The 15079-nt window shown below is 73.1% G+C and carries 9 protein-coding genes; 2 read left to right on the forward strand and 7 right to left on the reverse strand.

All coding sequences use genetic code 11. The features are described 5' to 3' along the window. Positions 1-136 precede the first annotated feature (136 nt). From ACFYXU_RS27810 to ACFYXU_RS27830, 5 genes are all read right to left on the reverse strand, one after another. Positions 137-2110, reverse strand: a complete 1974-nt coding sequence (locus tag ACFYXU_RS27810) for an ATP-dependent DNA helicase (RefSeq protein ID WP_389408412.1) — start codon at positions 2108-2110, stop codon at positions 137-139. Between the two features lie 50 nt (positions 2111-2160). Then, the gene (locus ACFYXU_RS27815) at positions 2161-3972 is read right to left on the reverse strand and encodes an IucA/IucC family protein (RefSeq protein ID WP_389408411.1); all 1812 of its coding nucleotides are present in this window, start codon (positions 3970-3972) and stop codon (positions 2161-2163) included. A 290-nt stretch (positions 3973-4262) separates the two neighbouring features. Next, positions 4263-4919 carry a GNAT family N-acetyltransferase gene (locus tag ACFYXU_RS27820; protein WP_389408410.1) on the reverse strand — a complete coding sequence of 219 codons (657 nt, stop codon included), beginning with the start codon at positions 4917-4919 and terminating at the stop codon, positions 4263-4265. Between the two features lie 51 nt (positions 4920-4970). After that, positions 4971-6818: an IucA/IucC family protein gene (locus ACFYXU_RS27825; RefSeq protein ID WP_389460565.1), complete on the reverse strand. Its 1848-nt coding sequence runs from the start codon at positions 6816-6818 to the stop codon at positions 4971-4973. A gap of 470 nt (positions 6819-7288) precedes the next feature. Beyond that, a complete protein-coding gene (locus tag ACFYXU_RS27830) occupies positions 7289-8743 on the reverse strand; it encodes a diaminobutyrate--2-oxoglutarate transaminase family protein (RefSeq protein ID WP_389460480.1) in 1455 nt (484 codons plus the stop codon). Between the two features lie 344 nt (positions 8744-9087). Between ACFYXU_RS27830 and ACFYXU_RS27835 the strand changes: the two genes are divergently transcribed. Both ACFYXU_RS27835 and ACFYXU_RS27840 read left to right on the forward strand, forming a co-directional pair. Further along, positions 9088-10263 carry a trypsin-like serine peptidase gene (locus ACFYXU_RS27835; RefSeq protein WP_376510276.1) on the forward strand — a complete coding sequence of 392 codons (1176 nt, stop codon included), beginning with the start codon at positions 9088-9090 and terminating at the stop codon, positions 10261-10263. A 116-nt stretch (positions 10264-10379) separates the two neighbouring features. Next, positions 10380-11555, forward strand: coding sequence for a trypsin-like serine peptidase (locus ACFYXU_RS27840; RefSeq protein ID WP_376510278.1), 1176 nt, complete (start codon positions 10380-10382; stop codon positions 11553-11555). A gap of 212 nt (positions 11556-11767) precedes the next feature. Here the strand turns inward: ACFYXU_RS27840 and hflX are convergent, their stop codons facing one another. Together hflX and ACFYXU_RS27850 are read right to left on the reverse strand one after the other, a co-directional pair. Then, entirely contained in the window at positions 11768-13261 is a 1494-nt protein-coding gene (gene hflX, locus ACFYXU_RS27845; RefSeq protein ID WP_329857272.1) for a GTPase HflX, read from the reverse strand. A 158-nt stretch (positions 13262-13419) separates the two neighbouring features. Further along, the gene (locus ACFYXU_RS27850; protein ID WP_376510280.1) at positions 13420-14910 is read right to left on the reverse strand and encodes a M1 family metallopeptidase; all 1491 of its coding nucleotides are present in this window, start codon (positions 14908-14910) and stop codon (positions 13420-13422) included. Between the last annotated feature and the right edge of the window lie 169 nt (positions 14911-15079).

The following is a 15079-nucleotide window of genomic DNA, read 5'->3' on the forward strand; positions in this document are numbered from 1 at the left end:
CCGGGACCCTCTGCGCCGGTCCCGGGGCCCTGCCGTGTCCTGACGTGGGCGGGGTGTGGACCCCTCACGTCGGACACGTCCCCGGCGCTCATGGGGTGCCGTGTCGACGAGCCCGGCTCGATCGACGCGACACCCGCTAGGCGTCGGCCTTCTTCGAGGCGGCGTCGATGGCCGCGAGCGACTTCCGCACCTGGTTGCGGTCCGTGGTGTACCAGAAGTCCGGCAGCGAGGCCTTCAGATAGCTGCCGTAGCGGGCGGTGGCCAGCCGGGGATCGAGGACCGCCACCACGCCCCGGTCACCCGTCGCCCGCACCAGCCGGCCGGCTCCCTGGGCCATCAGCAGGGCCGCGTGGGTCGCCGCGACGGCCATGAAGCCGTTCCCCCCGGCCTCCTCCACGGCCTTCTGCCGTGCGCTCATCAGCGGGTCGTCCGGGCGCGGGAACGGGATCTTGTCCATGACGACCAGCTGACAGCTGGGCCCCGGGACGTCCACGCCCTGCCAGAGCGACAGCGTGCCGAAGAGACAGGTCTTCGGGTCGGCCGCGAAGTTCTTGATCAACTCGCCCAGGGTGTCCTCGCCCTGGAGCAGGATCGGCAGCTCGGGGATCCGGGACCGCAGCTCCTCCGCCGCCTGCTGGGCGGCCCTCATGGAGGAGAAGAGGCCGAGGGTCCGGCCGCCGGCCGCCTGCATCAGTTCGGTAAGCTCGTCGAGCATGTCCCCCCGCTCGCCGTCGCGCGCCGGGCGCGCGAGGTGCTTGGCGACGTAGAGGATGCCCTGCTTCGGGTAGTCGAACGGCGAGCCGACGTCGATGCCCTTCCAGACCGGCAGGTCGTCGCCCTTGGTGCCCTCGGGGGCCAGCCCGAGCGAGGCCCCGACGCCGTTGAAGTCGCCGCCCAGCTTGAGCGTGGCCGAGGCGAGCACCACGGACCGCTCCGTGAAGAGCTTCTCGCGGAGCAGGCCCGAGACGGACATCGGGGCGACCCGGAGCGAGGCCCCGAAGCGGTCGTGGCGCTCGTACCAGACGACGTCGTACTCGGAACCGTGCGTGATCCGCTCCGCCACCCCGTGCACGCTCTCCACCGAGGCCATGGCCTGCTTGCGCACCGCGTCCTCGTCCTGCACGGCGCGGTCCCGGGTGTTGCCCAGGGCCGTGATCACCGCGCGGGCCGCGTCCCGCAGGGCCATCAGCGCGTACGCGAGGTCTTCCGGGATCTCCTCCAGACGGCCCGGCAGCGCCAGCTCCATGACCCGCTCGAAGCCCTCCGCGGCGGTCTGCAGCTGGTCGGCCGTCTTCTCGTCCACGAGCTTCGCGGCCCGCCGTACGGCGCGGTTGACCTGGCCCGGCGTGAGCTCGCCGGTGGCGACGCCGGTGACCCGGGAGACCAGCTCGTGGGCCTCGTCGACGATCAGCACCTCGTGCTGCGGGAGCACCGGGGCGCCCTCGATCGCGTCGATGGCGAGCAGGGCGTGGTTGGTGACGACGACGTCCGCGAGCTTGGCGCGCTCGCGGGCCGCTTCGGCGAAGCACTCCGGTCCGTAGGCGCACTTGCTGGCGCCCAGACACTCGCGGGAGGAGACCGAGACCTGGGCCCAGGCCTTGTCGGAGACGCCCGGCGTCAGGTCGTCCCGGTCGCCGCTCTCCGTCTCGTCCGACCAGTCGCGGAGCCGCAGCAGGTCCTGGCCGAGCTTGCTCGTGGGAGCCGCGGCCTCGAAGGCGTCGAAGAGGCCGTCCTCCTCGTCCTGCGGGACGCCTTCGTGCAGCCGGTGCAGGCAGAGGTAGTTCGACCGGCCCTTGAGCATCGCGAACTGCGGGCGGCGGCGCAGCTGCGGGTGCAGCGCGTCGACCGTCCGGGGAAGGTCGCGCTCGACGAGCTGGCGCTGCAGCGCCAGGGTGGCCGTGGCCACCACCACCCGCTCGCCCTGGGCCAGCGCCGGCACCAGGTAGCCGAGCGACTTGCCCGTGCCGGTGCCGGCCTGGACGAGGAGGTGGGAGTTGTCGTCGATGGCCTCGGCCACGGCCTCGGCCATGGTGACCTGGCCGGGCCGCTCCGTGCCGCCGACGGCGGAGACGGCGGCGTGGAGGAGGTCGGGGAGGGATGGCTTCGTCATAGCGCTTCCACCCTACGGGGCGGCACTGACAGCCGGGTCACACGAGCACCTCACGCGAGCGGATTGGGAACCGTCCCGTGGACGGCCGCGTGCGGCCGCTCGGGCCGGTCCCGGTAGCCGTCCAGGTGCAGACGGTTGCGGTTGAGACAGAGGCGCGCGATCCGCGGGGTGAGGAGGTCGAAGAGCTCGAAGCGATCCTTCAGCTCGGGGAAGCGCGCCTGGTGCCGGAGGATCTCCGCCCGGACCAGTCCCCAGAAGTCCTCCTCGGGCACGCCGAGTTGCTCCTCGCAGAGCGGCGCCAGGTAGCGGAAGACGCCGACGAAGAGCCCCGAGTGGATGAACTGGATCAGGAATCCGGGCTCTTCCGTCAACAGGACGTCACGGACGTCATCCGGGAGGGTGGCGTGTTCGGGGAGGGGCTGGGCACTGATGTTCACATCGTCGACGAAGTCCTTGATCGCCAGCCGGACCGGGACGTCGTCGCCGTCGTACACGACGATGGCGTTCTCCCCGTGGGGCGAGAAGACGGTGCCGTAGCGGTAGAGGAAATGCAGCAGCGGGGGGAGCAGGGCGATGAACAAGCGCTGGAGCCAGGCGGTGGGGGCGAGCCCGGAGCGCTCGACCAGTTCGGCGACGAAGGCCCGTCCGTCCGGGTCGGTGTGGAGGAGGGAGGCGAGGGTGCGGGCTCGCTCGCCGGGGGGCAGCCGCAGCGGTTCCCGCCAGATCGCGCCGAGAAGTTCCTTGTACTGGTAGGGGACTTCGGGCAGCCGGTCGTAGAGGGGGTGCTCGACGGTGACGGAGGCGACCTCGCCGAGGAGGATCACCCCGCACTCGTCCCGCAGGAACGGATCGGCTTCGCGCAGGCCCTGGACCCAGGCGGTCACGGCCGGAGCCGCGAGCGTCCGCTCGGTCGGCAGCCCCCGCCAGACGAGAGTGTTGAGCACGGAGAGCGGCAGTTTGACGGTGTGCCGGTCGGGGCGGCTGGTGTTCAGGAAGGTGCGGACGGACTGCTGCGGCAGCCGGAGGTCCTCGTCGGCGGGGAGCGGGACGACGGTCCCGGCGGCGATGGCCGGGGCGTAGAGCGGCAGCAGGACCTCGTCCCACTGCCAGGGGTGGACCGGCAGCAGGAGGTAGTCGTCGGGCGCGTGGCCGCGGGCGGCCAGCGCGGCGCGGAAGGAGGAGTGCACCGCGGGGTCGAGCTCACGGGCGTACAGCAGGTCGGGGCTGTCGAGGCCGGCCACGCCCCGGTAGGCCGCGAGGCGCTTGCTGACGGCGATCCAGGGCAGCCGGGTCGCGCGCCGGGCCTCGGGGGCCCAGCGGGCGGCGTCGGTGGCGGAGAAGCCGATGCGGCCCTTGTTGAGGACGAGCCACGGGTGGCCGGTCTGGTGGCCTTCGAGTTCCGCGTAGGAGAGCTCGGCCAGGCGGGCTGCGGGAAGGGCGGTGTGGTCGAGGCGGGTGTCGGCGGCGAGGGTGGTGGAGAGCTCGCGGATGAGGTGGCCGAGGGTGGCGCCGTCGAGCCGGAGGAGTCGGCGGGCGCGGACCAGGAAGTCGAAGGGGTCGGTGAAGGGGCGGCCCTCGTGGGTGACCGAGCCCGCGGTGACGTGCCAGCTGCCGTAGGCGCCGCGGCGGGCACGGAAGGTGAGCGTGGTCCCGTCGTCGAGCCGGAGGGCGTGGCGGTCGGGCTCGGCACCGGGCGCGGGGACGGGTTCGACGATCTCCTCGTAGGCGAACTCGGAGAGGGCTTTGGCGAGGATCCGGGCGGAGGCCCGGGACCAGGCCTCGGCGTTCAGCTCGGGCGGTGCCGACAGCTCAGGAGGTGCCAGCAGCTCGGGTGGTGTCGGCAGCTCGGGCCGTGCCGACAATTCCGGGGCTTCCGTGGAACTGGGGGACGCCGTGGGCACAGAGGACGTCGTAAGCACGGGGGGTGTCGCGGGCACGGGAGGCGTCGTAGGCACAGGGGACGCTGTGGGCGCGGGGGACGTCGTGGGCACGCGCGGTGCGGGTGGCCCGGGGGGTGTGGAGGGGGCAGTGCCGGGTGTGGGGGCGAGCGGGGTGGGTGGTGCGGAGTCGTGAGGTGCAGGGGACGTCGACACGAGGACTCCTAGGGGTGGTAACCGCTGTGGGTCGAGCGGTACAGGTCAGTCGGAGGGATTCACAGGACGTGGCGTAGGGCGCGGTCACGGATCATGAGCGCGGCCTTCTTCTCGGGGAGGTCGACTTCCGCCGCGTAGCGGAAGCCGCCGCTGAGGAACGCGGAGACGGAGGGGGTGTTGCGGATGTCGGGTTCGGCGAGGACACGGGTGCAGCGGGGACGGTGGTCGAGGACGAGATCGGCGACGGCACGCAGAAGCGTGGTGCCGACGCCCCGGCCCCGGTGGCCGGTGTCGCCGATCAGCAGATGGATGCCCGTGTCGTGCGGGAGCGCCGGGTAGTACCGGGCGAGCGGGTCGAGGTCGGCCCGGTAGATCTCGAAGTAGCTCATGGGCGTGCCGTCGAGGACGCCGAGGCAGGGGACGCTCCGGCCGTCGCCTTCGAGCTGGGCGCGGACGTGCTCGGCGGTGACGGTGTCCGGTCCCGCGAGCTCCCAGAAGGCGGAGACGGCGGGATCGTTCATCCATCGGGTGATCAGCGGCAGATCCCGTCCGAGTCGCACGGGTACGAGGCGGAAGGAGCCGACGGCGGTCCCGGTGGGACTCCAGGCGGCGACGGCGTCCAGCAGGTCGCCGTCGAGGAGGGCGACGAGGTCGTCGACCCTCAGGTCCAGGGTGTCGTCCCCGGGCGGGTCGACCGGTGGGCGGGTGGGTGACACGGTGTCGCTCTCCTCTCGGCGGTGTGGTCGGGGCACGGTGCTCCGGCCGGTTCAGGAACGGAGGGGGTTGGTGACCGTGACGTAGACGGACTGGGTGTCGACGGGCCCGACGAGTTCGTCCAGGCCGTGCAGACGGGTGAGGAGATTCGCCTTGCTGCGCAGGGTGGACGCTTCCAGGAGCCGGTGCGGAAGGGGCGAGCCCAGGCTGGTGGCGGAGGTGAGGAAGCTACGGAAGGCGGCGAGCAGGACGCGTTCGTCGGCGAGGTGCTGGGCGCCGAAGGCGCCGATCAGACCGAGGACGTTGTTGATGCCGAGGTAGTAGGCGAAGCGTTCGTCGGTGACCTGGTCGGAGACGAAGGTGTCGCTGTCGTCGCCGATGCCGGGGAGGCGGCTCTCCAGCTCGCCGCGGTGGGACTCGCGGAAGTAGTAGCCCTGGTTGTCGCGGTAGCGGCCGCCGACCGGCCAGCCGTCCGGGTCCAGGAGGACCAGGGTGTTCTGCTGGTGGGCCTCCAGGGCGATGCCGGCGTGGCCGTCGAGCCAGAGGACGGGGCGGACGACCTGGTCGAGGTAGCGGAGGAACCATTCGGCGGAGACGGCCGTCATGGGGCGGCCGGTGCAGTCGGAGAGCCGTCCGACGATGTCGCCCAGCCGGGAGCGCATCGTGGTGGCTCCGGGCCAGGGGCGGGGCGCGGTGAGGGAGGCGATGCAGACGGCGTCGTCGCCGGGGCCGAAGGGGTTGTGGCGGACCATGACGTCGAGCCCGGGGACGGGGGTGCCGTCCGGGGCGTCGACGGCGAGCCACGCGGGGTCGCGGACGATGTCGAACCCGGGGTGGGCGGCCTGCCACTCGTCGACGAGGCCGGTACGGAGCAGCCGGTGGACCTCGACGCCGCGGTGGAGTTCCTTGCGGAGGTTCTCTCGGCGGGAGTTGGTGATGCGCAGGCCGAGCGAGAGCTTGAGCATCGCCCGGGCGCCGGGGCGGTGCACGGTGCGGACCGAGGAGGTGGGGTGCCAGGGGCTGCCGTGGAGGCCGAGGTCGTGGAGGAGGCCCGCGTCCGCGAGGGCCCTGATGTCGGGGCGGTGCAGGAGTTCGCGGGCCTGCCAGGGGTGGACGGGCAGGGGTGCGGTGCCGGTCGGGAGGGTGAGTCCCTCGGCGAGGCCGGAGGCGAGTTGCTCGGCGGTGACGGGCCGGCCCTGTTCGGTCCAGGCGGAGTCGGAGGCGAGGAGGGTGCGGTCGACGGCGAACCAGTGGAGGGGGAAGGAGCCGTGGAGTTCGGGTGAGTAGAGCCGGGCCTCGGCCTCGGAGAGGCCCTCGCGGCTCTTGGGGGTGGGGTGGAGCGGATGGCCGAGCAGCAGGGACTGCTCGGCGGCGAGGAAGAGGTCGGCGTCCGGGCGCGGTTCGGGCCGGCGGCGGCGCTCGGCCAGGAACTCGGCGGTGCGGCGGGCGGAGTCGGCGACGCGGCCGACGAGATCGGTGCCCTCGGAGCGGCCGCTCTCCCGGCTGAGCAGGGCGGCCACCGTGACGGCGTCGGCGGCCGGCGCCGAGGCCGGGAGTCCTTCGAGGGCGGGGGCGCCGAAGCGGTGCCAGCCGGTGGGCGACCAGTGGCGGACGGGGACGAGGAGGGCGGTGCCGCTGGCGTCGAGGGGGATGCGCAGGGTGGTGGATCCGGGGGCCGGGAGGTTCGTCTCCCGGACCCAGCAGCGGAGGAGGTTCTCGACGGCGGCAGCGTCGGCGGCACGCTGCGGGTCGGGGTCGTCCAGCGGGTCGGGGGTGCCGGCCGGGCGCTGGGGCCGGGGCTGGTGCGGCCCGGTGTGCTGGTGCGGGACGGTCGGTTCGACGGGGCCGAACGGATCGGCACCGGGCGCCTCGGGGCCGAACGGACCCGCTCCCGGCTCCACGGTGGCGAACGGACCCGCTCCGGACTCCACGGCGCCGAGCGGCGCGTGCTCGAACGGCGCGTGCGCGAACGACGCCGGGTCGGACGGTGCCTGCTCGGCCGACGCCGGGTCGAACGGCGTCCGCTCGGCCGACGCCGGGTCGGACGGTGCCTGCTCGAACGACGTCGGCTCGAAGGGTGTCGGTTCGAAGGGGATCGGCCCGAAGGGGTCGGTGCCGAGCGGTGTCGTGCCGTGCTCCTCGGGCCGGAGGGTTCCCGGGCGGGCGGGGGCCTGGGTGTGCCGTCGTTCGAGGTGGAGGGGCTTCGGGCGGAGCGTGTCCCCGTGCGGGGGCTCCGCGTGGTGGGGGGCGGGGGTGTGGGGGTGTCCGGGGTGGGGGTGTCCGGAGTGGGGCTGTTCGGTCGTGGGGGTCGGACTGGTGGGGGTGGCGTTCACGGGGGCTTCCTTGGGGGTGGGGCCGGGGCGGTCCGGGGTCAGTGGGACGGTCCGGAGGCGTTGCGGGGGGCCGTGGCCCGGTGGGAGGCGGGCGGGTGGGGGGTGTGGGCCCGTTCGGCCGCGGCCAGGGCGTCGGCGAAGCGGTCCAGGACGGCGGTGGCCTGCTCGTCGGTGAGGGTGAGCGGGGGCAGGAGCCGGACCACCGCGGAGTGGCGGCCGCCGAGTTCGACGATGAGTCCCCGGGCGAGGCACTCCCGCTGGACGGCGAGGGCCAGGGCGGAGGCGGGCGGCGGGACGGTGTCGTCCGGTCCGGCCGCCTCGGGGTCGACGAGCTCGACACCGATCATCAGCCCCCGGCCGCGCACGTCGCCGACGCAGGGGTGGTCGGCGGCGAGGCCCCGGAGCTGTCCGAGGACGCGGGCGCCGAGGGTGCCGGCCCGCTCGGCGAGCTTGTTCTCCCGGACGTACGCCAGGGTGGCCGTTCCGGCGGCCATGGCGAGCTGGTTCCCGCGGAACGTTCCGGCGTGGGCACCGGGCTCCCAGGCGTCGAGCTCCGGCCGGTAGACGATGACCGCGAGCGGGAGGGAGCCGCCGATGGCCTTCGAGAGGACCATCACGTCGGGGACGACGCCGCTGTGCTCGACGGCCCAGAAGGTTCCGGTGCGGCCGACGCCGGTCTGGACCTCGTCGACGATCAGGGGGACGGAGCGGTCGGCGGTGATCCGGCGCATCCGGCGCATCCAGTCGTCGGGGGCGGGGATGACCCCGCCCTCGCCCTGGACGGCCTCGACGATCATTCCGGCGGGGGTGGTGACGCCGCTCTTGGGGTCGTCGAGGAGGCTCTCGGTCCAGCGGGCGGCCAGTTCGGCGCCGCGCTCCCCGCCCACGCCGAAGGGGCAGCGGTACTGCTGGGGGTAGGGCAGCCGGGTCACCCGGACGTCCGTCGCCCCTCCGGACGCGGCGAGGGCCCCGGCCGTCATGCCGTGGTAGGCGCCGGTGAAGGCGAGCAGTCCGCTCCGGCCGGTGGCCGTCCGGACGAGCTTGAGGGCCGCCTCGACCGCGTCCGTGCCGGCCGGTCCGCAGAACTGGATGCGGGCGTCGTCCGCCAGCGTCCCGGGGAGGGTGGCGAACAGCTCGGTGGTGAAGGCGTCCTTGAGGGGGGTGGCGAGGTCGAGGACGTGGAGGGGCGCCCCCGAGTCGAGGACCTTGCGGACGGCTTCGAGCACCACGGGGTGGTTGTGGCCGAGGGCGAGCGTCCCCGCACCGGACAGACAGTCCAGGTAGCGGCGGCCGTCGGCGCCCTCGATGGTCAGCCCCCGGGCCCGCACGGGGACGATCGGCAGGGAGCGGGCGTAGGTGCGCGCGGCGGACTCGCGCTGGGCCTGCCGGCGCAGGATTCCCTCGTGGTCGCCGCCCGCATGCCCTCGTCGGTCCGGCCGGGTCTGCGTGCGCGCGGCCGGTGGGACGGCCGGAACTGGTTCGGTCACGGCCACGGCTCGGTGTCCTCCCGCTGTAACGGTTGCGTTGCACATCGGGGCGTCGTGGGGCCGTGTCGAGGACCGGCCGGAACGCCTTCGTTGTGTCCCCCGCACGTACCAACGACGGGAACTGCCGGGGATCACGGGCCGAGGGCGGGAAGTTGGCGTGTCCCGGATCACGGCACGGCAACGGCTGATCGATGCCCGGAACCGTGGACGGGGCGCGTACCGTCCCCTCCGGCACCGGCATAGTGGGGGCCGTCGGTCGTGTCCGCGAGGGCCCGGCCGCCGTGCGTCCCGGCAGGCCGACGCACCAGCAGAAGCAGTACAAGTAGACGTAGTCCCAGGGGGATCACGAGATGCGATCGATTCGTCCGTTGCTGATGGCGGCTTCCGCCGTCGCGGCGCTGACGCTCACCGTCACCGGCTGCGGTCCGAGCGAGGAGAACGCGGGCGGGGACAAGCCCTCCGCGCCCGTCAGCATGGACCCGGGCAAGATCCAGATTCCGGCGGACCTGAAGGACCGTCTGAAGGAACACGGGATCGACGTCGACAGGTGGCGGAACGGCGAGTGGAGGAACTGGGACCGCGACAAGTGGCTGCGCGAGGCGAAGGACTTCGTCAACCCGATCATCCAGGACCTCTGGGACCCGGACCGGATGCGCGAGGCCGAGCGGCCCGACAAGCCGGTCGAGGAGGAGGACATCTCGGGTGACGAGGGTGTCACCGACCCGACGCCGGAGCCCGTGAAGGCCACCGCCGTCGCGGCCAAGTACCACGACAACGCGCCCGAGTCCGGCAAGGTCTTCTTCGACAGCCCCGAGGGCTCCATGGTCTGCTCGGCCACGGTCGTGCAGGACCCGGCGCACCCGGGCAAGTCGAACCTGGTCTGGACGGCCGGGCACTGCGTGCACAAGGGCAAGCAGGGCGGCTGGTACCGCAACATCGCCTTCGTCCCCTCCTACAACGACGCCGCGATGGAGACCGCGCAGCTGGAGAAGGCGACGCGGGAGCAGATCGCGCCGTACGGCGTGTGGTGGGCGGACTGGGTCAAGACCTCCGACCAGTGGATCTCCCAGGGCGCGTCCACCGGCGGTGCCGGCGCTCCCTACGACTTCGCGGTCATCAAGGTGACCCCGGAGAAGGGTTCCTCGGGCAAGTCGCTGGAGGAGACGGTCGGTTCGGCGCTCCCGGTGAACTTCAACGCCCCCGCCGTGCCGAAGGTCTCGAAGATGACGGCGACCGGCTACCCGGCGGCTCCGCCGTTCGACGGCCAGAAGGCCTTCCAGTGCCAGGACAAGCCGGGCCGGCTGTCCCTCAAGGCCGAGCAGCCGACGATGTACCGGATCGGCTGCACGATGACCGGCGGTTCGTCCGGTGGCGGCTGGGTCGCCCAGGGCGCCGACGGTCGGCCGGCCCTGGTGTCGAACACCTCGATCGGCCCGTCGACGGCCGGCTGGCTCGCGGGCCCGCGCTTCGGCCCGGAGGCCAAGGCCGTCTACGACGCGGTCAGCAAGAAGTACGCCGGCCAGTAGGCACGGCATCGCACGGAGGCGGGGCCGCCGGTCCCGCCTCCTCCTGCCGGTCACGACCGGCATACTGTGCACCCGCTCATGACACGTCCATGGCAATACCAACGGGGAATTCATCCATGCGTTCCGTACGACTCATACCCGCCGCCCTCGGCCTGGTCACCGCGCTCGCGCTGACCACCACGGCCTGCGGCCCCACCGAGACCCCGGCGGCCGACGCCAAGCCGTCCGCCGGAGCGAGCAGCTCCACAGCGGCGGGCGACGGCGGCGACGCCGGCACCGACCTCACCAAGGACCTCGCCGACAAGCTCAAGAAGCACGGCGTCGACCTGGACAAGTGGAAGAACGGCGAGTGGAAGAACTGGGACCGCGACACCTGGCTCCGTGAGGCCCAGGACTTCGTCAACCCGGTGATCGAGGGCCTCTGGGACCCCGCGCGCATGCAGTCGGCGAAGAGCCCGGACCAGACGATCACCGCGCAGGCCGGCTCCGGCGGCACCGACCCGACGCCCCGGCCGGTCAAGGCCCAGCGCGAGAAGACGCCGTACCACCGCAACGCGGCCCCGGTCGGCAAGATCTTCTTCGACGCGCCCGAGGGCTCGATGGCCTGCTCCGGCACGATCGTGAAGGACCCGCGCCGTCCCGGGAAGTCGAACCTGGTCTGGACGGCCGGCCACTGCGTCCACGCGGGCAAGAGGGGCGGCTGGTACCGCAACATCACCTTCGTCCCGGCCTTCAACGACCTGGGCAAGTCCCCCGCGGCGCTGCGGAACGCGCAGCCGCACGAGGTGTACCCCTACGGCCAGTTCTGGGCCGACTGGGCCGTGACCTCGGGCGAGTGGATCAACCGGGGCGGCACCAACCAGGCCTGGCCGTACGACTACGCCGTGCTGCACGTGCAGCCGGAGCGCGGCGGGAAGTCCCTGGAGGAGACCGTCGGCGCGGCCCTTCCGGTCGACTTCTCCGCGCCGACGGCCGCGCAGGCCAGGACGATGGGCGCCTGGGGTTACCCGGGGGCGGCGCCGTACAACGGCGTGATCATGCACAAGTGCCTCGACCGGCCGACGCGGCTCACCACGGCCCCGGCCACGCCGACGATGTACCGGATCGGCTGCACGATGACCGCCGGTTCCTCGGGCGGCGGCTGGTTCCGCGTCCTGCCGAACGGCACGACGGCGCTGGTGTCGAACACCTCGATCGGCCCGGCCGGGAGCAACGGCTGGCTCGCCGGACCGACGCTGGGACGCGGCGGCAAGGCCGTGCACGAGATGGTCAGCAAGAAGTTCGCGCGCTGACCCGGGAGCACGGCCCCCGGGAGCCCGAGCGGGGCACGAGGCACCCGGCATGAGGCACCCGGTACAGGGCGCACGGCACAAGACCGGGCGCCAGGAGCAACGCGCGGGTCCGGGCGGCGCCCGAGGGTGCTGACCGGACCGACCACACCGAAGGGCGCTGCCCCCTCCCTGTCAGGGGAGGGGGCAGCGCCCTTCGGTCGTACAGCCGTGGATCAGTGCGCGGCCGGAACGTACGGCGCGAGCAGTGCCGCCAGCTCCTCGTGGACCCGGGCCTTGAGCAGGGTGCCCTCCGGGGTGTGCTCCTCGGACTCCACCTCGCCCTCGGCGTGCACCCGCGAGACGAGGCCGCCCTGCGTGTACGGCACGAGGACCTCCAGCTCGACCTCCGGGCGCGGCAGCTCGGAGTCGATGAGCGCGAGGAGCTCGTCGATGCCCTGGCCCGACCGGGCCGAGACGACGATGGAGTGCTTCTCCATCCGCAGCAGGCGCTGGAGCACCAGCGGGTCGGCCGCGTCCGCCTTGTTGACGACGACGATCTCCGGCACGTTCACCGCGCCGACGTCACGGAAGACCTCGCGCACGGCAGCGAGCTGCTCCTCCGGGGCCGGGTGCGAGCCGTCCACCACGTGCAGGATGAGGTCGGACTCGGCGACCTCCTCCATGGTGGAGCGGAACGCCTCGACCAGGTGGTGGGGCAGGTGCCGCACGAAGCCGACGGTGTCGGCCAGGGTGTAGATCCGGCCGGTGGGCGTCTCGGCCCGGCGTACGGTCGGGTCGAGGGTGGCGAACAGCGCGTTCTCCACGAGGACGCCCGCGCCGGTGAGCCGGTTCAGCAGGGAGGACTTGCCGGCGTTGGTGTATCCGGCGATGGCGACCGACGGGACCTTGTTCCGGCGGCGCTCCTGCCGCTTGATGTCGCGGCCGGTCTTCATCTCCGCGATCTCCCGGCGCATCTTCGCCATCTTCTCGCGGATGCGGCGCCGGTCGGTCTCGATCTTGGTCTCACCGGGACCACGGGTGGCCATGCCGCCACCGCCGCCGCCACCCATCTGACGGGAGAGCGACTGACCCCAGCCGCGCAGTCGCGGCAGCATGTACTGCATCTGCGCGAGCGCGACCTGCGCCTTGCCCTCTCGGGACTTGGCGTGCTGGGCGAAGATGTCGAGGATGAGGGCGGTCCGGTCGACCACCTTCACCTTGACGACGTCTTCGAGGGCGATGAGCTGGCCGGGGCTGAGCTCGCCGTCGCAGACGACGGTGTCGGCGCCGGTCTCGACCACGATGTCGCGCAGCTCGCGCGCCTTGCCGGAGCCGATGAAGGTCGCCGGGTCCGGCTTGTCACGGCGCTGGATCACGCCGTCGAGCACGAGGGCGCCCGCCGTCTCGGCGAGGGCCGCGAGCTCCGCGAGGGAGTTCTCCGCGTCCTGGACGGTCCCGGAGGTCCAGACACCGACCAGCACGACGCGCTCCAGGCGCAGCTGGCGGTACTCGACCTCGGTGACGTCCTCGAGCTCGGTGGAGAGGCCCACGACGCGGCGCAGGGCCGCGCGCTCGGAGCGGTCGAACTGGTCGCCGTCCCGCTCTCCGTCGATCTCGTGGCTCCAGGCGACGTCCTCTTCCATCAGGGCATCGGCCCGAAGGCTCTCGGTACGGCTCGTCTCCGCGAAGCTCTGCTCGTCCTGGGAAGGGGAAGAAGAGGAGGTCATTGGATCCTTACGTCGAAGAGGTGATGTCCGTCTGTGCCGGTGACAACGTCCGCGGGCACCGGAAGATTCCCGGTCGCGGCACGTCCGCGGTCCCGGAGCGTTCCCGGTGGCGGCCGCGTCGCCGACCAGAAGATGGTGACACGGCCCCGCGGGGCCCGTCACCCGGGTTTCGGCGCGGTCCTCGCGGCCGCGGCGGGGCGGCTGCGCCAGTCCGGGTGGCCGGGCATGGCCGGGGTCTTCGCCTCGTACAGCCAGCCGTGGAAGAAGGCGGTGAGGTCCCGGCCCGCCACCCGGCCGGCGAGGGCGATGAAGTCGGCGGTGGTGGCGGTCCCGTCCCGGTGCTCGGCGACCCAGCGGCGCTCCAGGCGGCGGAAGGCGTCGGTGCCGATCTCCTGGCGGAGCGCGTACAGGACGAGGGAGCTGCCGTCGTAGACGACGGGCCGGAAGAGGCTGATCTTGTGGCCCGGCGAGGGGGGCTCCGGGGCGGCGGGCGGGCCGCCGTCGGCGCGCCAGCCGTCGGAGGCGGCGTAGGCGGCCTTCATGCGGCGCTCCAGGGACTTGCCGGCGGTCTCCTCGGCGTACAGCGCCTCGTACCAGCTGGCGTGTCCCTCGTTGAGCCACAGGTCGGACCAGGTGCGGGGCGAGACGCTGTCGCCGAACCACTGGTGGGCCAGCTCGTGGACCATGACGGAGTCGACGTACCACTCGGGGTAGGCGGGCTCGGTGAAGAGGCCGCGCTCGAAGAGGGAGAGGGTCTGGGTCTCCAGCTCGAAGCCGGTGTCCGCGTCGGCGATCAGCACGCCGTACGTCTCGAAGGGGTACGGCCCGACCTGCCGCTCCATCCACTCCAGGTGGCCGGGGGTGCGGCGGAGCCAGGGCTCCATGCGCTGCCGGTCGGCGGTGGCGACCACGTCCCGGACGGGCAGTCCGTGGGGGCCGGCGCGGTGGACGACGGTGGAGCGGCCGATGGAGACCTGGGCGAGCTCGGTGGCCATGGGATGGCGGCTGCGGTACGTCCAGGTGGTGGTGGGGCCGTGGTCGACGCGGCCCCCGGGGAGCCCGTTGGCGACCACGGTGAGGTCGCTGGGGGCGGTGACCCGGAAGGTGAACCAGGCCTTGTCGGCGGGGTGGTCGTTGGAGGGGAAGACCCGGTGGGCGGCGTCGGCCTGGTTGGCCATGGCGAGCCCGTCGCCGGTGCGGACCCAGCCGCCGGTGTCGGCGGGGCCGGTGGGGTCGCTGGTGTGGGTGACGGTGATCCTGACCTCCTCCCCCGCGTCGATGGCGGCGACCGGGGTGACGACCAGGTCCTCGCCGCTCGTGGCGTACGCGGCGGGCAGGCCGTCGACGGTGACGGAGGAGACCGTGCCGTGCGTGAAGTCGAGGTTGAGCCGCTCCAGGTCCTGGGTGGCGCGGGCGTCGATCCGGGTCACCGCGGCGAGGGGCTTCGTGTTGACGCCCGGATAGGTGAGGTCGAGCGTGTACGCGAGGACGTCGTAGCCGGGGTTGCCGAGATGCGGGAAGAGCGGGTCCCCGATGCCGAGCGGCGCCGGGGCGGGCAGCGCGGCGGCGACGAGTCCGGCCGAGGCGGCGACCAGGACGGCGGAGCGGAGCCACCGCGCGCGGGGCAGGGGGGTTCGGACGAGCGGCATGGGCCAGGCCTTTCCGGAGGAATGGCCCTACGGCTACCAGGGCCGCCGCCACACGCCGGGGCGGCGCGCGCGCCGGACACCCGAAGGGGGTCGTCGGCCCGGTCCGCGCGAGTGGCGACCACGGACGAGGCGCTGCCCGGGCGGAGGGGGGCGGGCAGGGGCGCGGGCG

This window comes from Streptomyces sp. NPDC002232 (genome assembly GCF_042890295.1).
Classification (GTDB): domain Bacteria; phylum Actinomycetota; class Actinomycetes; order Streptomycetales; family Streptomycetaceae; genus Streptomyces.

Coding starts and splice junctions, on each gene's coding strand:
- ACFYXU_RS27810 (WP_389408412.1), bottom strand. CDS start 2,110: ATGACGAAGCCATCCCTCCCCGACCTCCTCCACGCCGCCGTCTCCGCC.
- hflX (WP_329857272.1), bottom strand. CDS start 13,261: ATGACCTCCTCTTCTTCCCCTTCCCAGGACGAGCAGAGCTTCGCGGAG.
- ACFYXU_RS27840 (WP_376510278.1), top strand. CDS start 10,380: ATGCGTTCCGTACGACTCATACCCGCCGCCCTCGGCCTGGTCACCGCG.
- ACFYXU_RS27835 (WP_376510276.1), top strand. CDS start 9,088: ATGCGATCGATTCGTCCGTTGCTGATGGCGGCTTCCGCCGTCGCGGCG.
- ACFYXU_RS27850 (WP_376510280.1), bottom strand. CDS start 14,910: ATGCCGCTCGTCCGAACCCCCCTGCCCCGCGCGCGGTGGCTCCGCTCC.